Source organism: Stenotrophomonas sp. PS02298 (assembly GCF_029959445.1).
GTDB lineage: Bacteria > Pseudomonadota > Gammaproteobacteria > Xanthomonadales > Xanthomonadaceae > Stenotrophomonas.
The window spans coordinates 1-18,159 of record NZ_JASCOR010000039.1; the positions used below are offsets into that span (position 1 = coordinate 1).

Consider the following 18,159-nt stretch of genomic DNA (forward strand, 5'->3'; position numbering starts at 1 on the left):
GAGCCATGCTCGGCAGAGGCTTTAGCGGGAATGCCGCTTGCCGAGCATGGCTCGGCGCTACATTGGCATTGTTGGGAACGCCCCTGCCGAGCATGGCTCGGCACTACAACAGCGACTCAATTCCTGTGCGCGGTGCCCAGGTACTCGGCGCTCTGCATCTCGATCAGGCGGCTGGCGGTGCGCTCGAAGGCGCCGGCCAGGCGGGTGCCGCTGTACAGCAGTGGCGGCGCGTCCTGGGCAGTGCAGACCAGGTTGACCTGGCGGTCGTACAACTCATCGATCAGGTTGACGAAGCGGCGCGCGGCATCTTCGTTGAGGCGATCGAAGTGCGGTATGCCACCGAGCAGCACGGTGGTGAACTCGCGTGCGATCTCGATGTAGTCCGACGGCCCACGCGGGCCTTCGCACAAAGCTGCGAAATCGAACCAGGCAATGCTCTTGCCACGGCCACGCACCGGAATCTTGCGGCCCTCGATCTGGATATTGCCACCGCGTGCTTCTTCGGCACCGCTCAGCTCCTTCCAGCGCCCGGCCAGCCACGCATCACTTTCCGCATCCAACGGCGCTCGGTATACCGGCGAGCGGGTCAGCGCGCGCATGCGGTAGTCCTCGGTGCCTTCGGCATACAGCTCGACGCAGTACTTCTCCAGCAAGGCAATCGCCGGCAGGAAGCTGTCGCGCTGCAGGCCGTTGAGATAGAGGTTCTCCACCGCCGTATTGGAGGTGGTCACCAGGGTCACGCCCTCGGCGAACAGCCGCTCCAACAGGCGTCCCAGCAACATCGCATCGCCGATGTCAGTGACGAAGAACTCATCCAGCACCAGCACGCGTAGCTTGTCGCGCCACTGCTGGGCAATCTTCGCCAGTGGATCGCTTTGCCCTTGGTGCTCATGCAGCTGCTCGTGGATGCCGCGCATGAAACGGTGGAAGTGGGTGCGGTACTTCTGTTCGATCGGCAGGCCGTCGTAGAACAGGTCGACCAGGAAGGTCTTGCCGCGGCCAACGCCGCCCCAGAAGTACAGGCCCTTTACCGGCTCGGGCTTCTTCCAGAACGCCGACAGCCGGTCCAGCCAGCCATCCTGCGCACTGTCGACGATGGCTTCATGGATGCGGTCCAGCTCGGCCAGCGCGGCATGCTGGGCGACATCATCGCGCCAGTCGCCACGGGCCACGCCGGCGGCGTAGCGCTGTGAGGGGGTCATTGCTTCCATGCTCAGTTGCTGCCGTCGGGCAGCCAACGCCGCACTTCATGCTGGATGGCACCGCGCAGGTCGATCAACTTGCGATGGAAGAAATGCGAGGTATCCGGCATGCGCACCAGCTGCGGCGGATTCGGCAGTGATTCCAGCCACTGGTAGACGCCATGTGCATCCACCACTTCGTCGGCATCGCCCTGCACCACCAGCCAGTTGGCCGGCGGCTGCACTTCGGAGAAATCCCAGGTGCGGCGGCCAATCGGCGGTGCGATCGAGATCAAGGCCTGCGGTTGCAGCTGCGCGGCAGCGCGCAGCGACACGTAGGCGCCAAAGCTGAAACCAGCCAGCCACAATGCGGCATCCGGACGCTCGCTGCGCACCCAGTTGACCACCGCGCGCAGATCGTCGGCTTCGCCTTCACCATTGTCGTAGGTGCCCACCGAGGCGCCGACGCTGCGGAAGTTGAAACGCACGGTGGTGATGCCCAGGTCGCGCAGCGCGCGCGAGACCATGGTCACCACCTTGTTGTGCATGCTGCCGCCCTCGATGGACAGCGGATGGCAGATGACGGCGATGATCGAACGTGCGGCGGACTCGCCATCGGGCAGGTCGACGCCGACTTCCAGCGGACCGGCCGGGCCGTCCAGCATCAGCGTCGCCGATTCGTGGGGGAATGGGAGAGTTTGCATGCGGCCATAATAGCGGCCCCGTCCGGCGGCTTCACGCCTGCCCTTCACAACTGCCCAAATCCATGCATTTCCTTGTCCTGAGTGTGATCTGCAGTGTTCTGGTATCGGTGCTGCTGAAACTGGCGCCACGCCGCGGCGTCGATATCGCCCAAGCGGTGACCTGGAACTACCTCGCCGCCAGCGTGCTGTCGCTGCTGTTGCTCAAACCTTCCTTGCAGTCGCTGCAGAGCGGGCATACGCCGTGGCTGGCGCTGCTTGGCCTTGCCGTGGCGCTGCCCGGCATCTTCCTGGTACTGGCCCGCGCGGTGCGCGAGGCCGGCATCGTGCGCAGCGACGTGGCCCAGCGCCTGTCCTTGCTGCTGTCGTTGGCCGCCGCCTTCCTGCTGTTCGGCGAGCAGGCCAACGGCTGGAAACTGGCGGGCCTGGGGTTGGGCTTGCTGGCGATTGTCGGTGTGACCGCCCGCGATGGCGGCAGCGCCGAACGCTCGCGTTCAAGCTGGGGCTGGTTGCTCGGGGTCTGGGCTGGCTTTGCCTTGATCGACATCCTGCTCAAGCAGGTGGCCGCCGCCGGTACGCCGTCCATCGCGGCCCTGCTGGTGAGCTTTGGCATCGCCTTCGTACTGATGCTTGTGTGGCAGCTGCAGCGGCATGTCAGCGGCAAGAGCCGGCTGACGCTGGGCAATCTTCGCTTTGGCCTGCTGCTCGGGCTGCTCAACTTCGGCAACATCCTGTTTTACGTGCGTGCGCACCAGGCGCTGCCGCACAGCCCGGCGACGATTTTCGCGGGCATGAATATTGGCGTGGTGTGTCTGGGTGCGCTGGTCGGCGTGCTGGTGTTCGGTGAGAAGACCAGTGTGTGGAACCGCGTTGGCCTGGCGCTGGCAGTGGTCGCGATTGGACTGATTGCGCGCGGGACGCTTTGAGGGTCCTGCTGGTTTGGAGCAACAGCAAAGGCACCCCTCCCCGGCCCTCCCCTTGCCTACGGCAAAGGGAGGGAGAAAAACTGCCCCCTCCCTATCGCGCAGCGAAGGGGGTGAAGAATGCCTGCTTGCGCGCCACTGGCGCGCGGCCTGATGAACGACCGAAGGCTATGCCTTCGGGCCGGGAGGGTTGGGGAGGGGTGCTCTTAAGCTTCTAGCTTCTAGCTTCCAGCTCTCAGCCTTACGGCTCGAACCCCAGCAACAACGGATCATGGTCCGAACTGCGCCACGGCCCCGGCACATTGCGGCCCTGGTAACCAACCTCGTCCGCTTCATCGGCATTGATATGCCACTCGGCTGCGCCCTTCAGCCGTGCGGCCATGCCCGGACTCAGCAGCGCGTGGTCCAGGCGACCGGTCATGCCGTTGTAGACGTAGCTGTAAGGCTGCTGCACACCGGCCACCTTGAAAGCGTCCTGCCAGCCATCGGCGTTCAAGGTGCGGATCGGGTCTTCCATCGCATAGGCGTTGAAGTCGCCCAGCAGCACCGCATCACGGCTGCCGGTGCCGGTCGGATCTTCCTGCAGCCAGCTGTGCAGCAACTTGGCCGATTCCACGCGGGTGGCATTCCAGCAGCCCTGGCCGTCGTTGCGATCGGCGTTCTCACCGCTCGCTTCCGAGCAACCCTTGGACTTGAAATGGTTGGCCACCACCACGAACGGGCTGCCCTTGCGGCCCATGCGGAAAGCCTGTGCCAGCGGCACGCGGCTGCGTTCGCCAAACGGCTCGCGCTCCAGCACCGCCGGCTTCCCGACCGGGCTCACCTTTGACGCGCGGTAGATGATGCCGACGCGGATCGGGTTGTCGCCCGGGCCCTTGCCGGCATCGACGAAGCGCCAATCGCCATCCTTGCCCTGCGCGGCATTGAGCGCGCGCACCAGCTGATCGATCGCCGAGCCCGGGCCGTAGCCGTCGTTCTCCAGTTCCATCAGCGCGGCAACGTCGGCATTGAGGCTGCCGATGGTGGTGATCAGCTTGGCCTGCTGTGCGGCCTGCTGTTCGGCGGTCTTGGCGCCACGCAGGGTCGGATAGCCGCCGCCCTTGCCGTCGCCATTGAAGTAATTCTCCAGATTGAACGCAGCGATGCGCAGGCCGCCAGCCACCGTCGGTGGCTGCTGCGGACGCTCGGCGTCCACCACGACCGGGGCGGTCAGCTGCAGGCGATAGCCGCCATCGAAACGCTGGTCGACGATGCCCTGTACCTCGCGCAGCTGCGCGCCGCTGCGCAGCAGCTGGTCCGGCGCCAGATACGGCACCGCGCCCGGGTCGCGCTTGCCGCTGGCATCGTCCAGGCGCAGGCGACGGCGGTTGTTGTCGGCAATCACCGCGACTTGTTCAGGGCTGCCGGCGGCGGCCACTTCGCTGGGCTGCCACAGGCGGCCGCCGAAGGCAGCGGTCAGTTCGCCATAGCGTGAGAGCTGGTCCTGGCCAGCTACGGTCAGGCCGGTCGGAATGCGCACCTGCATGCCTTCCAATGCTTCCCAGTTGGCCGGCACATCGCTCAACACCAGCGGCGCCGGTACGGGCCGCGCTGCGGCCGGGCTGACGGTCTGCGCCTGCAGCGTGGTCAGGCCCTGCTCGCTCTTGCCGGCAGCCTGCTCCTCGACGGTGCCGGTAATGCGCAGCCACTGGCCGACCTGCACGGTCTGCTCCTTGGGCAGGCGCACGAACAAGCCATCGGAAGTGACGGCATCACCATCACCTGCGTCCTGCACGAAGATGCCGCCCAGGCCATCACGCATATCGGCGGTCACCGCGCCCTCGATGGTGACGGTCTTGCCCGCATACGGGCTGTGGTCGGTCGTGCCCTGCACGCTGCCGATCGGCAGTACGACGGGCTTGGACGGGGCAGCCAGCGCCGCGCCGGAACAGGCGGCAGCCAAGGCCAGGGCAAGCAAGCTAGGGGTACAACGCATGGACGCACTCCGGGGAAGACGGAAACACAAAGCGCCGCCCTGGTGGGGCGGCGCCGGCTATTCTGCAGCAATCGGGTCTATTGCCAGCTGCGTGAGTCTGGCGGCTTTCTATTTCAGATTGGCCAGCATCCAGTCCACGGTGGCGTGGATCTGCTCCTCGCTGAGCCCGGCATTGCCGCCCTTGGGCGGCATGATGCCGCCGTCCGGGCCGGTATAGCCCTCGATGGCGTGCTTGTAGAGGGTGTCCTTGCCCTGCGCCAGGCGCTTGTCCCAGTGGCTGTGGTCCAGGGTCGGCGCGTTGCCCACGCCTGTGGTGTGGCAGGCGGTGCACAGGCTGTCGAAGATGGTCTTGCCGTCCAGGGTGCCACCGTAGGCACCGCTGGCTGCCGCAGCAGCTGCTGCGGCAGCGGCGGCCGCAGCCTGCGCCGACGCACCGGTAGCACCGGCGTACACCGCACCGATGGGTGCAATGCGTTGCTCGATGCGCTTGGCCGCGGTCGGCGACACTTCCTTGGGAATGACGTGCTGCAGGTAGGACGCGAAGATGATCAAGCCAATCGTGATGACGGCCAGGATGGCGATCACGATGGAAAAGCGTTTCAGGAACTCAAGGTCGTAATTCCGCACGTCTCATCACCCCGGGCGAGTTGTCGGTGGACCAGCAGCTGCTGGGCGAGTATAGACCAGCGTCCGCCCGCTCCCGCAATGCCCTTGAACACGCCTGTAAGTGCGGCATTGCAGCATCCCGCAGGGGTTACAGCACTCACTGCGGCAGCGGCGCACCGGCTGCGCGCAGGCACAGCGTACTGATCGCAGCGACCAGGTGTTCGCCATCGCGCAGGCCGTCACGGCTGGGCGCGGTCGGCCCGACCAGGGCTTCGGTGAAGGCACCGACGATGCAGGCCGCGCTGATCTCCAGGTCCTGCGCCGGCAGCTCGCCAGCGCGCACGCCGTCTTCAAGGATGCGCTTGAACACGTCACCGAACAGACGCCGGCAACGGATGCGCTCGGCCTCCACTTCCGGGTCCACCGGCTCGGCGATGAAGGCATAGGCCAGGCCCGGCCCGGCCATGGCGCGGCGCACGAACGAAGCCACCGCCAACTGCAGCCGCTGTGGCGCCGGCAAGGGCTCATCGGCAATGGCGGCGAGGATCTCCAGCTCGTGCTCCACGGCGAAGGTCAACACCTCCACGAACAGCTCGGCCTTGGACGGGAAGTGCCGGTAGATCAGACCGGTCGATACCCCCGCCTCGGCCGCCACCGCGGTGATCGGCGCATTGCGATAGCCGCCTGCGGCGACCAGCCGGCGGGCGGCAGCCAGGATCCGCTCGCGGTTGCCCGCCAGCCGTTTTTCCATCAATTCCGAGCGCTTGTAAGCCATTTTTTGATTCTATGTTCAATTTTTGAATTTGTATTCACTTTTTAGCCGGGAGCCGCTAGGCTGCGCGCAAACGCCCGTGCCGACGGCCTGCCCGTCCCCCCAACCCGGTGCGCCCCTTATCGCCAAGCAGTACCGGAGCCAGCCATGCACGTCCCCACCCTGAATTTTGATCTGGGCGAAGAAATCGACATGTTGCGCGAAAGCGTGGCGCAGTTTGCCGCCGCCCACATCGCGCCGCTGGCCGCCGAGGCCGACGCCAGCAACCACTTCCCCAACCAGCTCTGGCGCCAGCTTGGCGAACAGGGCCTGCTGGGCATGACCGTGGAAGAAGAATACGGCGGCAGCGGCATGGGTTACCTGGCGCATGTGGTGGCGATGGAAGAAATCTCGCGCGCTTCCGGCGGCATCGGCCTGTCCTATGGCGCGCATTCCAACCTGTGCCTCAACCAGCTGCGCAAGAACGCCAGCGAAGCACAGAAGCACAAGTACCTGCCCAAGCTGTGCAGCGGCGAACATGTCGGCGCGCTGGCGATGAGCGAGCCGGGTGCCGGTTCGGACGTGGTGTCGATGAAGCTGCGCGCCGATCTGCGCGGTGATCACTACGTGCTCAACGGCAACAAGATGTGGATCACCAACGGTCCCGATGCCGATGTACTGATCGTCTATGCCAAGACCGACCCGGACGCCGGCTCGCGCGGCATCACCGCCTTCATCATCGAAAAGGGCATGAAGGGCTTCTCCACCGCGCAGAAGCTGGACAAGCTCGGCATGCGTTCGTCCAACACGTGCGAGCTGGTGTTCCAGGACTGCGAAGTGCCGGTCGAGAACGTGCTGGGTGCGGTTGGTGGCGGCGTCAAGGTCTTGATGTCCGGCCTGGACTACGAGCGTGTGGTGTTGTCGGGTGGCCCGCTGGGCTTGATGTCAGCGGCGCTGGATGTGGTGCTGCCGTACGTGCATGAGCGCAAGCAGTTCGGCGAAGCGATCGGCACCTTCCAGTTGATCCAGGCCAAGCTGGCCGACATGTATGTCGGCCTCAATGCCTGCCGCGCCTATGTCTATGCGGTGGCCAAGGCCTGCGACCAGGGCCGCACCACGCGCCAGGACGCGGCCGGCGCGATCCTGTATTCGGCCGAGAAGGCGACCTGGGCGGCCGGTGAAGCGATCCAGATCCTCGGCGGCAACGGCTATATCAACGAGTATCCGGCCGGGCGCTTGTGGCGTGATGCCAAGTTGTATGAGATTGGTGCCGGCACTTCCGAGATCCGCCGCATGTTGATTGGGCGCGAGTTGTTCCAGAAGACCGCATAAGTGACGCAACCCCTATTCAAATCGGAATAGAAGCCCCTCTCCCGCTTGCGGGAGAGGGGTTGGGGTGAGGGGGAGCTTCTAGCAAGCAGACCCAGTGCTTTAAAAGCTCCCCTCATCCGCCCCTGCGGGGCACCTTCTCCCGCAGGCGGGAGAAGGGACGCAACAGCAACAGCAACAGCAAAGCAACGGCAAAAGCCAAGCAAAAGCCAAGCAAGAGCAAAGCAAGAGCAAAGCAACAGCAACAGCAAAAAGCAAAAGCAAAAGCATCAACCCTGCCGCCATGTTTCCGCGCGCAGACACGCTCCAGAATCCAGGACCTCGGCCATGACCGTACTCACCTCCCAGCTGCAACCCGGCAGTGACAGCTTCGAAGCCAACCGCGCCGCGATGCAGGCCCAGGTCGATGATCTGCGCGCCACACTTGAAGCCACCGCGCGCGGCGGCAGCGACGCGGCCCGAGCCAAGCACAGTGCGCGCGGCAAGCTGTTGGTGCGTGAACGCATCGATGCCCTGCTCGATCCCGGCAGCCCCTTCCTGGAAGTCGCGCCGCTGGCCGCGCACGGCATGTATGCCGATCCGGTGCCCGGCGCTGGCATGGTCGCCGGCATCGGCCGCGTTTCCGGGGTCGAATGCCTGATCGTCGCCAACGATGCCACGGTCAAGGGCGGCACCTATTACCCGGTGACGGTGAAGAAGCATCTGCGTGCGCAGGAAATCGCCCAGCAGAACCGTCTTCCCTGCATCTACCTGGTCGACTCCGGTGGCGCCTTCCTGCCACTGCAGGATGAAGTCTTCCCCGACCGCGATCATTTCGGTCGCATCTTCTACAACCAGGCCAATCTGTCGGCGCAGGGCATTCCGCAGATCGCCTGCGTGATGGGCAGCTGCACCGCAGGCGGCGCCTATGTGCCGGCGATGAGCGATGAAACCGTCATCGTCAAGGAACAGGGCACCATCTTCCTCGGCGGTCCGCCGCTGGTGAAGGCAGCAACCGGCGAAGTGGTCAGTGCCGAAGAACTGGGCGGTGCCGACGTGCATACGCGGATCTCCGGCGTTGCCGACCATATGGCCGACAACGACCTGCAGGCGCTGGCACGGGTGCGTTCCATCATCGCCAACTTGAACTGGCGCAAGCCGGATGCAAGCGTTGCGCTGCAGGCCAGCGAGGCGCCACTGTTTGAGGCGCATGAGCTTTATGGCGTGATTCCAGCCGATACACGCAAGCCCTACGACGTCCGCGAGGTGATCGCGCGTATCGTCGATGGTTCGCGTTTCGATGAATTCAAACCGCGCTATGGCAACACCTTGGTCACCGGTTTCGCGCATGTGCATGGCCATCCGGTCGGCATCATCGCCAACAACGGCATCCTGTTCTCGGAGTCCGCGCTGAAGGGTGCGCACTTCATCGAGCTGTGTTGCCAGCGCAACATCCCGCTGCTGTTCCTGCAGAACATCACCGGCTTCATGGTCGGCCGCAAGTACGAGCACGGCGGTATCGCCAAGGACGGCGCGAAGCTCGTCATGGCGGTGGCCAATGCGCGCGTGCCAAAGTACACGGTGGTGATCGGTGGTTCGTTCGGTGCCGGCAACTACGGCATGTGCGGGCGCGCGTATTCACCGCACTTCCTGTGGATGTGGCCGAATGCGCGCATCGGGGTGATGGGCGGCGAGCAGGCGGCCAGTGTGCTGGCTACGGTCAAGCGAGATGGCATCGAGGCCAAGGGTGGTGCGTGGTCGGCCGAAGAGGAAGATTCGTTCAAACAGCCGATTCGTGATCAGTTCGAGTCGCAGGGTCATCCGTATTATGCGAGTGCGCGCTTGTGGGATGACGGGGTGATTGATCCGGCGGATACGCGGCGGGTGCTTGGTCTGGCCTTGGCTGCCAGTCTCAATGCGCCTGTGCAGGACACGCGGTTTGGTGTGTTCCGGATGTGATTGACGTCATGCACTTTTTTACAGAAAGAGCGGTGAATCAGGAGCTTTCGCTCCCCTTCGGGGAGCGAGTTACTTCTCTTTGCTCGTGCAAAGAGAAGATAACCAAGAGAAAGCACGCCCTGCCTACGCGCCCAGCACGCTTCGCGTGCCGGGTTCACTCCACCGGTGGGATTTTTCGACACGACATCCTTGTCGTGGCGAAAAACGACGCGCATCCATGCACGTCGCCCTTCGGGTATTCCCCACCGGTTCCGTCGCTGCGGAAGGGGCCCGGCAAAGCCAAAGCAAGAGCAACAACAACAGCCGACGGCTGCTCCCTATCCCCTGCCCACGTGCCACATCATGGATAACGCCATGTTTACGAAGATCCTGATCGCCAATCGTGGTGAAATTGCCTGCCGCGTTATTGCTACCTGCCGTCGGCTGGGTATCGCTACCGTCGCGGTGTACTCGGATGCAGACCGCAATGCGCGGCATGTGCGTCTGGCGGACGAGGCTATCCATATTGGTGCTGCGCCCGCTGCCGAGAGCTATCTGCGCGCCGAGGTCATTCTCGATGCGGCGCGTCGCAGCGGTGCGCAGGCGATTCATCCAGGCTACGGCTTTCTCTCCGAGAACGCGGGGTTCGCGCGTGCCTGTGACGCTGCTGGCATCGTCTTCATTGGACCGCCGGCCAGTGCCATCGATGCGATGGGTGACAAAAGTTCAGCCAAGGCCTTGATGCAGACTGCCAACGTGCCGCTGACGCCGGGCTATCACGGTGAGCGGCAGGAGCCGGAGTTCCTGCGGGCGCAGGCCGATGCGATTGGTTATCCGGTGCTGATCAAGGCCAGCGCGGGTGGTGGTGGCAAGGGCATGCGCAAGGTCGAGGCCAGCGCCGACTTCGAGGCTGCACTGGCCAGCTGCCAACGCGAGGCGCAGGCTTCGTTCGGCAATGCACATGTGCTGGTGGAGAAGTACGTCGAGCGTCCGCGCCATATCGAGATACAGGTGTTCGGCGACAGCCATGGCAACGTGGTCTATCTGTTCGAGCGCGACTGCTCGGTGCAGCGCCGCCACCAGAAGGTGCTGGAAGAAGCGCCCGCCCCCGGCATGACCGCCGAGCGCCGCGCCGCGATGGGTAAGGCGGCTACCGATGCCGCGCGTGCGGTCGGTTATGTCGGCGCAGGCACGGTGGAGTTCATTGCCGGACCGGATGGCGATTTCTATTTCATGGAAATGAACACCCGCCTGCAGGTCGAGCACCCGGTCACCGAGTTGATTACCGGCACCGATCTTGTCGAGTGGCAGCTGCGCGTGGCCGCCGGCCAGCCGATGCCGAAGACACAGGAACAGTTGCAGATCCACGGCCACGCCATCGAGGCACGGCTCTACGCCGAAGACGCTGACCGCGGCTTCCTGCCTTCAACTGGCACCCTGCGCCATCTGCACCTGCCGCAGCCCAGTGCCAATGTGCGCGTGGACGCCGGTGTCGAGCAGGGCGATGCGATCACCCCTTACTACGATCCGATGATCGCCAAGCTGATCGTCTGGGACGTGGACCGGGCCAGCGCCCTGCAGCGCATGCAGCAGGCCTTGGCGCAGTGCCAGGTCGTCGGCGTGACCACCAATGCCGCCTTCCTGCGCCGGCTGGTGCTGACCGACTCGTTCCGCACCGCCAATCTCGATACCGCGCTGATCGAACGCGAACGTGAAGCGCTGGATATCCACCACGTTGCTGCCAGTGACAATGACTGGGCGCTGGCGGCCGTGCTCGTAGTAGCCAACGATACGCCGCACGACAACGACGCATCCCCGTGGGCAATCGCCGACAGCTGGCGCCTTACCGGCCCCGCAGCACGCTTGGTGACGCTGGAGCACCTGGAGCAGCGCAAGCAGCTGCAGGTGCGCGACAGCGCCAACGGCTGGCAGGTGCAGGTCGGCGACGCATCAATCAGCGTGACCGGGAAAACCGACAGCACTGGCTACGCCCTGCAGCTGGGTGAACGCCTGCAGCGCGGCCAGGCAATCCGCGAAGGCAACATGCTGTACGTCTTCGGCAATGAACAGCAGCAGCGCTTCAACATCCACGACCCGGTCGCTGAGGCCGACAACAGCGCCGATCACGGCGGCAGCCTGCTGGCACCCATGCCCGGCCGCGTTGTCACCCTGCTCGTGCAGCCCGGCGCTACCGTCAGCCGCGGCACGCCGCTGCTGGTGATGGAAGCGATGAAGATGGAACACACCCTGCAGGCGCCGGCCGACGGCACCGTGCACGGCTTCCGCGCCAAGGCCGGTGACCAGGTGGCCGATGGTGCGGTGCTGGTGGATTTCGATGCCAGTCCAGCTGCTTGATCAAGCGCGGGTGTCGTCGCTGGCGGGTTGTCGAGCGCGCCAGCGATGACTCCTCAGGCGTCGGCCGCCGAAGGCTGCCAGATCTGCTCGGCTGGATCGAGCTCCATCGTCACCATCTCCGTCCCACGCCAACCGAATCCGCACACGGGCAGCACGCCCTCCGTCATCGGGTCGAGGCCGAACACCTGTTCGAGCAGCGCTTCATTGATTGCACAGGTGACATAGGCGCCCAGACCCATCTCGGTCGCGGACATGTACAACGCCTGCGAAAGGTGACCTGCTTCGAGCACGATCGCGCGGTAGGCCTGCCGGTACTTCCAGAAATTGCGGGTGTAGCGCGGCGACAGGATCACCATCACATGCGCGTCTGCGAACCAGTGCTGCTGCGCCACTGCATCGAGCATCAGCTGGTCAATCGACACCGTGGTAGAGGCCATTGGCAAATCCTTCAACGTTGCGCACCAGAAGGTAGGCCTCTATCGGATGCAGACCACCGCCCGAAGGACTGCTCTTCTTCGGAAAAACGGTGTCCTCGGTAACTCGCACCGAAGAACGTGCGGCGAACACACGCCCAAGCAGGCTGGACAGCATCGCAGCCGGCAACGGCCGTGGGGTATCGAAATTACGGCAGGTAACGCGCTGTTCCAGTAGCCGGTCGAATTCATTCCGCTGCTGCCCGGGTAGTGCAAGTCGCTCACTGTCAACGACGCGAATGATGACTTCGGCCGGTGGCGAACCCAATTGCTGCCTGAGCTCAGCCGCGGATGCAGTACCGGCATCGGCCATCGCCTGCACGGCACCGGCACCCATCCAACGCGTGAAAGCGTGGAAGGTCGCCGTAAGCGGGTGCCAATGCGCCGTGCGAAGCTGCTCATCCTGCTCGCGGGATGGTCCCCATTCAATTGAATGCTGCAGACAATCAATCCGGCCAGGGCCAGAGCATGCAGGCACTGCCCACGTTGAGGGCATACGCATCCCCGGCACATGCACGGCCGAGCTACAGCGCCACCCAGGCGTTCTGACCCGGACTGTCACTGGAAGTCCCGCTGCGGCGGGACTTCCAACCTCCCGGGCCACGTATCAGGTGGATCCAGCCGGGCATGCAGGTGCCTGCCACTTCACGGCCTGCATCTCGCACCGCGCAATCAACCACACCATCGGCGCTTCAGCCAACCACCGCCGGCCACACCACTCTGCCAGGGTCAAATTCGGTAATCGACATCTCATCGGTCCGATAGCCAAAGCCGCACACCGCGATAACACCTTTTTCCAGGGGATCCAGGCCAAACATGGCTTCGATCTGCGCTTCGTTGATTGCCGCAGTCACGAACGCTCCCATTCCCATATCGGTCGCTGACAGATAGAGCGTTTGTGAAAGGTGACCGCTATCAAGAATCAACGCCCTGTAGGCCTTGGCATGATTGCGGTACTTCCAGTAACTCCTGCGGTACGTCGCTGCCAGGGCCACCATGACGGGTGCGTTTGCGAACCAATGCTGCCCAGCCACCATCTGCGCTGCCAGCTGGGCGAGCTGTTTCTGCTCCCCTTCCACCTGCTTCAACGCATGGCTCTCTGGCAGATAGCGATAGAGCCCCGGAACCAAGCCCTCCACGCGCTGGACCAGCAGGTAGGTATCGGTTGCATGGAAGCCGCCACCAGAAGGACTGCTGCGCTTGAGGAACCTCAAGCCTTTGGCTGGTTCTTCGACGTGGGTTGCGGAAAAAACCCGCTCCATCATTCGCGCAAAGTCAGCAAGCGCCAGCGAGCGCCCCGAGAAGTTTCGACAGGTCACCCTTCGCCGTAGCAGCTCATCGAACGCATCTGGCTCGCATCGCGGCAAATAGGTGTCGGCAACGCTGTCAGGCTCGGGCACTGGAGCTTCCCGTGACCTCATCAACCCCGCGACTGTGTTGGTCCCGTTCCGCTCCATGTCGGCTGCGCTGTCTACATTCGACCAGCGGGCACTGGCCGCGCACGCCGCAGCCAGCGGCCACCACTCCGTAGCACGGAGCTTCTCGTCATTCCTCCGGATGTGCTCAAGGTCATCGATGTCGTCCGTCGCGATCACCAAGCCCATCTTGATCAAGGCGCAGATCTGCTCGTAAGAGCCCCCGCAATCCTCCCAATCCATCCAGCGGGAAGGGCTGATCGTCCCAAGCAGGGAGACCATCCATGCCTCTATTTCAACCTCACCAACCTCCAGGTGCGGAGCGATGGCCTGCCAGGTTCCATGCCGCACCAGGCCATCTCCACCGGAGAGGACTGCCCCCAAGCTGAAATGGACCGTCTCCCTTGGTTCGAGGAAAAGAATCGAACAACGACGAATTTTGGTAACTTTCATATTCAAATTGCCGATAACCTGCCGATACTGTGAGCAGCCTGGTCTTCCAGCCACTCACCTCCAGAACTCCAACATGACTTCCATCGAGCACTCCCCATTGTCAGCAGCGCAAGCGGACGCGCTGCTCGATTTACTCTCAACGGATGACAATTTCCGCTCACTGTTCAGCACGGACCCACGTCAAGCACTCGCAGATATCGGGTACATCGTGCCGGAGCATGATCAGCCGGCCTGCCTCAAAATCGAGTCACTGGCGAGCAAGGAAGAGTTCCAGCAGTCGAGAGGAGCCCTGAAACAGCACCTGACATCTGTCGAGGGACTGACTGTCGTCTTCTGCTATGAGGCAGGAAAAACCGGCTCGGCAACAGCCGACTAAGGCGCCCCCAAGGATCGATGCGCGGGTGCGGCCATGGCAGACGCCATGGCCGCTGTTGTATCAGCAACATTCATTGGCTGCAGCAGCTGATTGACGTTGATCTCAACGTACGCCCTGCCCACATTGCTGGACAGCCAACTGCGTTGCCGCTGCGCATCTTCAGCCTTGCCCAGCGCCGCGTACGCAGTTGCAAGCTCAACGCGGACCTGGATGGCCTCATGCCCATCCAGCAAAGGCAGCAAAAGATCCACTGCATCCTGCGGCTCACCATCGATACGTGCCTGCGTGGCTTGGACAAGCAGCCGCATCCAGTGCAAAGAGCGTTGCCCGTCCAGCTCCCTGAGTCGCGGCAATCCTGCCAAGGCAGTGGAGGAAAACTGCTTGAAACCAGATCGCTGCGCGATGTAGATGGCGACCATGCTTCTGAACAAAGCCTCCTGGCGCCCCCGCACGTTTCCAGTACCTTTAGCGGTATCCAAAGATGCGTTGAAGACTTTTCGCAACTCCCGCTCGGAACTTCCTGCAGGATCGGCCAGCAAGCGAACGCTCTGTTCGACAAGCGAGAACTGGGCGATATGCGAATCTCCATATTGGACCGAGTACTCGCGTGTTCGCGCCGCCTCACCAAGCGCGTCTTTTTTTCGCCCCTGGCTCAACGCCAGACTCATACGGTCCAATGACGAATACAGGCTGGATGGATTGCCAGGAACCGCATGCAGCCCATCAAGCAGACTACGCGCTTCATCTCCACGGCCAAGCAGCGCAAGCGCATTGGCGCTATAGCGGATGGCTCGACCACCACTTTCGCGCTCTGCCTGACGAAACGTATCCAAGGCCTGCTGCGCATTGCCGTTGGCAAGCTGAATTCGCCCTATGTGGTCCAATGGTACAGAGCGCAATGGATCCTGTGGGACAGCTGCCGCCTGAGCAAACGGCAATGCTTCATTGAACCTGTTATCCACGATGAGGTGCCAGGATGCATTGGAGGCGCCTGCAAAGTAGTCGGGATACATGGTCGCCAGCAATTTCCACTGTGGCAACGGAGACGCAGCCGAGCGCAGTTCATGCTCCCAGGCTTCGATGTAGAGCTGGTCCCGACGCGGAAGCCTGTCGCGATGCGCCAAGGCCCGTTCAAGCTCGGCGATCGCGGGCGCCTCATCAAGCCCAGACCAGTAGATCCGCGCCAAGCCCATATGTGCCAGCGCAAATTCTGGATCGATCTGCAACGCCTTCTTCAACAGGTCGGCAGCCAACTCGAAATCACGGTTCGACATCGCCTTGATTGCAAGTGAATATGCGCGCAGCGCTTCGATGTTGCCAGTCGTAACCTCAGGAAGTGGAGACGAGTCGCGTGCGAGCGAATCACTTGACTCGCCAAACCGGGTTCGCAGCTTTCCACTTACTTCGTCGATGGACGAAAGCAAGGACTCAATTCCTGGGCCTTGGGCCGAGATCGAATCAAGCGTGCCTCCGTTCCGCGGATCGACAATCTCAACCGTGAAACGCACACGACGCCCCAATTCATCAACGCGCGCCAACAGAACCGCGCGCGCGCCATCCCTCATGGCGACTTCACCCGCCATCTTCCGGTTCATCGGCTCGTCCGGCCGATGATTCATCAGACCGAGTGTCTTCCGCACTTTCAGATCGCTCAACACATTGACGAATCGGGATTGCTCAAGGCTTATTCGAAATGCCTGCTCCACCGCGCCATCAAGAAGCTGTTCACTGGTGTGATTTTGGACCCCGCCGATGACAACCCAATCCCGCTCGGCAAAGGCGATCGCAGGTTCCGCACGTACCAACACCCACACCACCGCGCCCATTGCCACAACCAGGGTCAATTCGGCGACCAGTGCAGCCGGTCGACGCCATAGCGGCAGACGGCGCCACGCCTTGTTCGAACGCGCAGGCATGCGCAACGGCGCAGTACCCGCCATACCAACTTCAAATACTTCCTGCGGCGTTGGCAGACCCTTGAAGTACCAATGGCCATGCGACTTCCATTGCAATCCATGGCCTCGATCGCCGAGCTCACGCTGGTTGGTGCGCAACAGACCTTCGGCGACCGCCGACAGCAGAATCTGGCCCGGGCGCGCCAGCTCCATCAAGCGTGCCGCGGTGGGTTTTGCCACGCCCTCCACCTCCAATGGCTTGGCACCTGCAGCAACGGCTGCCTCATCGTTGCGCCAGAACAGAACATCCCCAACATGGACACCAATGCGTGCCTGCAAGGGAAGCTTTCTCTCCTTGCCGATGACTACCAGTGCATCCAGATAATCCAATGCAAAGCCAAGGCCGTGCACAGGCACATCGAATAACAGCAGCATTCCATCGGAACGGTCGATCAGGCGCCCCTTCCAGCGCTGCAACAGCTGCAGTACGCGCGTGTCCAGGCTGCGGAACAACTCAGCAGCTGCTGCGTCGCCAATCCGCGCCGTCAGTGCCACCGAGTCACAGATATCCGTCAACACCAAGGTCTTGAGCTGGCGATCGGATGAGGTGGAGTCAGTCTCGCTGGACATGGTCTACACCGAAAGATTCAAGGTCGACGGATTCTTCCTGGAACCACTGCGCACGATTGCCTCCGGCGCGCTTTGCCATGTACAGCGCTTGATCCGCGCGTGAATAAGCGTCGTTCCAATGGTGATCCTGATCGATCAACACCATGCCGACGCTCAGCGAACAGGCACCAACCGCCGCGCCGGGGTAGGCGATCAGGTGGCGCATGGCTTCGAGCACGAATTCGGCGGTGCGCGACAGACTGTCGGCGTTGGCCTTCATCAGCAATACGCAGAACTCGTCGCCGCCAAGACGGCAGGCGATATCGTCCTTGCCGGTCACCGAGGCAAGAATACGGCCGAAGCACTGCAGGGCATGGTCACCCGCAAGGTGACCGTAAGAGTCGTTCAAGCCCTTGAAGTCATCGCAGTCGAGCAGCAACAGGCCCTGCGGGCGATGACCGGAGCGGTGTGACTTCTGTAGAAAGGCGGTGAGCGCACGGCGGTTGCTGAGCCCGGTCAGATCATCGCTGTAGACCAGCTCGCGGGTGTGGTGCAGCTCGTGGTTGGCGCTGTAGAGATTGCCGAGCGCGGTTTCCAACTCGTGGTTGCGACGGCTGAGCTGGGAGATCAGGCGCTGTTCGCTGGACACCACCCGCGACAGGGTACGTCGCAGGAAGAACACCACCATTGCCGGGTCCTGGTCGATCAGGCGATGGAAATTTTCGTGGGTGATCTCCAGCAACACGCTGTCGCAGTTGGCGCGCGCATCGCAGGAACGCGGGTGGCGTTCGATCAACAGGCCAAGCTCACCAAAGAAGTCGTTGCAGCCCATCGGCTTGGGTGCCAGGCCGGCGCCAAAGTCCAGGCTGACCGTACCGCTGACGATGATGAACATCGAGCTGCCCAGGTCACCACGGCGGAACAGCACCTGCTCGGCCTGCAGCGTGCGGCGCACGCCGTACTCGGCAAACAGCGCAAACTCCACCGGGGACAACTGCGCACGCAGCACCGCTCCCCCCGCCGATGTAGCGACGGAAAGCTCGGACCCCAGTGCTGAACCCCCTGTTGCCATGCCGCTCATTCCCTGCCTCATGGACTGCTCGCCCATCTCAGACGAGTAATCTCGCGAGCCTATCATCAAAATTATCGGTTTTGTGATCCGCCACACCGTTTGATACAGGGTCATGCCAAAAAAAAGAA

Annotated in this window: 15 protein-coding genes; 5 read left to right on the top strand and 10 right to left on the bottom strand. The window is 63.0% G+C overall.

The window, feature by feature from the left end:
- Nucleotides 1-116: 116 nt before the first annotated feature.
- Nucleotides 117-1,211: a cell division protein ZapE gene (zapE, locus tag QMX78_RS08045; protein ID WP_282268255.1), complete on the bottom strand. Its 1,095-nt coding sequence runs from the start codon at nucleotides 1,209-1,211 to the stop codon at nucleotides 117-119.
- Between the two features lie 2 nt (nucleotides 1,212-1,213).
- Nucleotides 1,214-1,885: an alpha/beta family hydrolase gene (locus QMX78_RS08050; RefSeq protein WP_282268256.1), complete on the bottom strand. Its 672-nt coding sequence runs from the start codon at nucleotides 1,883-1,885 to the stop codon at nucleotides 1,214-1,216.
- A gap of 62 nt (nucleotides 1,886-1,947) precedes the next feature.
- On the opposite strand from QMX78_RS08050, the gene QMX78_RS08055 reads away from it, so the two are divergent.
- Nucleotides 1,948-2,808, top strand: a complete 861-nt coding sequence (locus QMX78_RS08055) for an EamA family transporter (RefSeq protein ID WP_282268257.1) — start codon at nucleotides 1,948-1,950, stop codon at nucleotides 2,806-2,808.
- A gap of 238 nt (nucleotides 2,809-3,046) precedes the next feature.
- Here QMX78_RS08055 and QMX78_RS08060 read toward each other — a convergent pair whose 3' ends face one another.
- The 3 genes from QMX78_RS08060 to QMX78_RS08070 form a co-directional block, all read right to left on the bottom strand.
- Nucleotides 3,047-4,780 carry an ExeM/NucH family extracellular endonuclease gene (locus QMX78_RS08060; RefSeq protein WP_282268259.1) on the bottom strand — a complete coding sequence of 578 codons (1,734 nt, stop codon included), beginning with the start codon at nucleotides 4,778-4,780 and terminating at the stop codon, nucleotides 3,047-3,049.
- Nucleotides 4,781-4,888: 108 nt separating this feature from the next.
- Nucleotides 4,889-5,407, bottom strand: coding sequence for a c-type cytochrome (locus QMX78_RS08065; RefSeq protein WP_282268261.1), 519 nt, complete (start codon nucleotides 5,405-5,407; stop codon nucleotides 4,889-4,891).
- 136 nt (nucleotides 5,408-5,543) lie between these two features.
- On the bottom strand, nucleotides 5,544-6,161 hold the full coding sequence (locus QMX78_RS08070) for a TetR/AcrR family transcriptional regulator (RefSeq protein WP_282268263.1): 618 nt from the start codon (nucleotides 6,159-6,161) through the stop codon (nucleotides 5,544-5,546).
- Between the two features lie 144 nt (nucleotides 6,162-6,305).
- Here QMX78_RS08070 and QMX78_RS08075 point away from each other — a divergent pair, with 144 nt between their 5' ends.
- The 3 genes from QMX78_RS08075 to QMX78_RS08085 all read left to right on the top strand — a co-directional run bounded on the left by QMX78_RS08075 (nucleotide 6,306) and on the right by QMX78_RS08085 (nucleotide 11,738).
- Nucleotides 6,306-7,469, top strand: coding sequence for an isovaleryl-CoA dehydrogenase (locus QMX78_RS08075; RefSeq protein WP_282268265.1), 1,164 nt, complete (start codon nucleotides 6,306-6,308; stop codon nucleotides 7,467-7,469).
- Nucleotides 7,470-7,793: 324 nt separating this feature from the next.
- Nucleotides 7,794-9,404, top strand: a complete 1,611-nt coding sequence (locus QMX78_RS08080) for a carboxyl transferase domain-containing protein (protein ID WP_282268267.1) — start codon at nucleotides 7,794-7,796, stop codon at nucleotides 9,402-9,404.
- Nucleotides 9,405-9,758: 354 nt separating this feature from the next.
- Nucleotides 9,759-11,738, top strand: a complete 1,980-nt coding sequence (locus tag QMX78_RS08085) for an acetyl/propionyl/methylcrotonyl-CoA carboxylase subunit alpha (protein ID WP_282268269.1) — start codon at nucleotides 9,759-9,761, stop codon at nucleotides 11,736-11,738.
- Nucleotides 11,739-11,791: 53 nt separating this feature from the next.
- Here the strand turns inward: QMX78_RS08085 and QMX78_RS08090 are convergent, their stop codons facing one another.
- The 3 genes from QMX78_RS08090 to QMX78_RS08100 form a co-directional block, all read right to left on the bottom strand.
- Nucleotides 11,792-12,175: a nitroreductase family protein gene (locus tag QMX78_RS08090; RefSeq protein ID WP_282268271.1), complete on the bottom strand. Its 384-nt coding sequence runs from the start codon at nucleotides 12,173-12,175 to the stop codon at nucleotides 11,792-11,794.
- Nucleotides 12,150-12,548, bottom strand: coding sequence for a hypothetical protein (locus QMX78_RS08095; protein WP_282268272.1), 399 nt, complete (start codon nucleotides 12,546-12,548; stop codon nucleotides 12,150-12,152). The genes QMX78_RS08090 and QMX78_RS08095 overlap by 26 nt, the downstream gene beginning before the upstream one ends.
- A gap of 355 nt (nucleotides 12,549-12,903) precedes the next feature.
- Nucleotides 12,904-14,079 carry a putative peptide maturation dehydrogenase gene (locus QMX78_RS08100; protein WP_282268273.1) on the bottom strand — a complete coding sequence of 392 codons (1,176 nt, stop codon included), beginning with the start codon at nucleotides 14,077-14,079 and terminating at the stop codon, nucleotides 12,904-12,906.
- A gap of 73 nt (nucleotides 14,080-14,152) precedes the next feature.
- Between QMX78_RS08100 and QMX78_RS08105 the strand changes: the two genes are divergently transcribed.
- Nucleotides 14,153-14,455 carry an NHLP-related RiPP peptide gene (locus tag QMX78_RS08105; RefSeq protein WP_282268274.1) on the top strand — a complete coding sequence of 101 codons (303 nt, stop codon included), beginning with the start codon at nucleotides 14,153-14,155 and terminating at the stop codon, nucleotides 14,453-14,455.
- Here QMX78_RS08105 and QMX78_RS08110 read toward each other — a convergent pair.
- Both QMX78_RS08110 and QMX78_RS08115 read right to left on the bottom strand, forming a co-directional pair.
- A complete protein-coding gene (locus QMX78_RS08110) occupies nucleotides 14,452-16,980 on the bottom strand; it encodes a putative peptide modification system cyclase (protein ID WP_282268275.1) in 2,529 nt (842 codons plus the stop codon). The two genes, QMX78_RS08105 and QMX78_RS08110, sit on opposite strands and share 4 nt — an antisense overlap.
- The gene (locus QMX78_RS08115; RefSeq protein ID WP_282268276.1) at nucleotides 16,964-18,031 is read right to left on the bottom strand and encodes a GGDEF domain-containing protein; all 1,068 of its coding nucleotides are present in this window, start codon (nucleotides 18,029-18,031) and stop codon (nucleotides 16,964-16,966) included. Before QMX78_RS08115 ends, QMX78_RS08110 begins: the two co-directional genes overlap by 17 nt.
- Nucleotides 18,032-18,159 lie beyond the last annotated feature (128 nt).

Bases quoted from the DNA above. Each gene is read 5' to 3' on its own strand.
- QMX78_RS08050 (WP_282268256.1), bottom strand. From the start codon at position 1,885: ATGCAAACTCTCCCATTCCCCCACGAATCGGCGACGCTGATGCTGGAC.
- QMX78_RS08095 (WP_282268272.1), bottom strand. From the start codon at position 12,548: ATGGGTGCCGGTGCCGTGCAGGCGATGGCCGATGCCGGTACTGCATCC.
- QMX78_RS08055 (WP_282268257.1), top strand. From the start codon at position 1,948: ATGCATTTCCTTGTCCTGAGTGTGATCTGCAGTGTTCTGGTATCGGTG.
- QMX78_RS08080 (WP_282268267.1), top strand. From the start codon at position 7,794: ATGACCGTACTCACCTCCCAGCTGCAACCCGGCAGTGACAGCTTCGAA.
- QMX78_RS08075 (WP_282268265.1), top strand. From the start codon at position 6,306: ATGCACGTCCCCACCCTGAATTTTGATCTGGGCGAAGAAATCGACATG.
- QMX78_RS08070 (WP_282268263.1), bottom strand. From the start codon at position 6,161: ATGGCTTACAAGCGCTCGGAATTGATGGAAAAACGGCTGGCGGGCAAC.
- QMX78_RS08110 (WP_282268275.1), bottom strand. From the start codon at position 16,980: ATGTCCAGCGAGACTGACTCCACCTCATCCGATCGCCAGCTCAAGACC.
- QMX78_RS08105 (WP_282268274.1), top strand. From the start codon at position 14,153: ATGACTTCCATCGAGCACTCCCCATTGTCAGCAGCGCAAGCGGACGCG.
- zapE (WP_282268255.1), bottom strand. From the start codon at position 1,211: ATGGAAGCAATGACCCCCTCACAGCGCTACGCCGCCGGCGTGGCCCGT.
- QMX78_RS08060 (WP_282268259.1), bottom strand. From the start codon at position 4,780: ATGCGTTGTACCCCTAGCTTGCTTGCCCTGGCCTTGGCTGCCGCCTGT.
- QMX78_RS08085 (WP_282268269.1), top strand. From the start codon at position 9,759: ATGTTTACGAAGATCCTGATCGCCAATCGTGGTGAAATTGCCTGCCGC.
- QMX78_RS08090 (WP_282268271.1), bottom strand. From the start codon at position 12,175: ATGGCCTCTACCACGGTGTCGATTGACCAGCTGATGCTCGATGCAGTG.
- QMX78_RS08100 (WP_282268273.1), bottom strand. From the start codon at position 14,079: ATGAAAGTTACCAAAATTCGTCGTTGTTCGATTCTTTTCCTCGAACCA.
- QMX78_RS08115 (WP_282268276.1), bottom strand. From the start codon at position 18,031: ATGGCAACAGGGGGTTCAGCACTGGGGTCCGAGCTTTCCGTCGCTACA.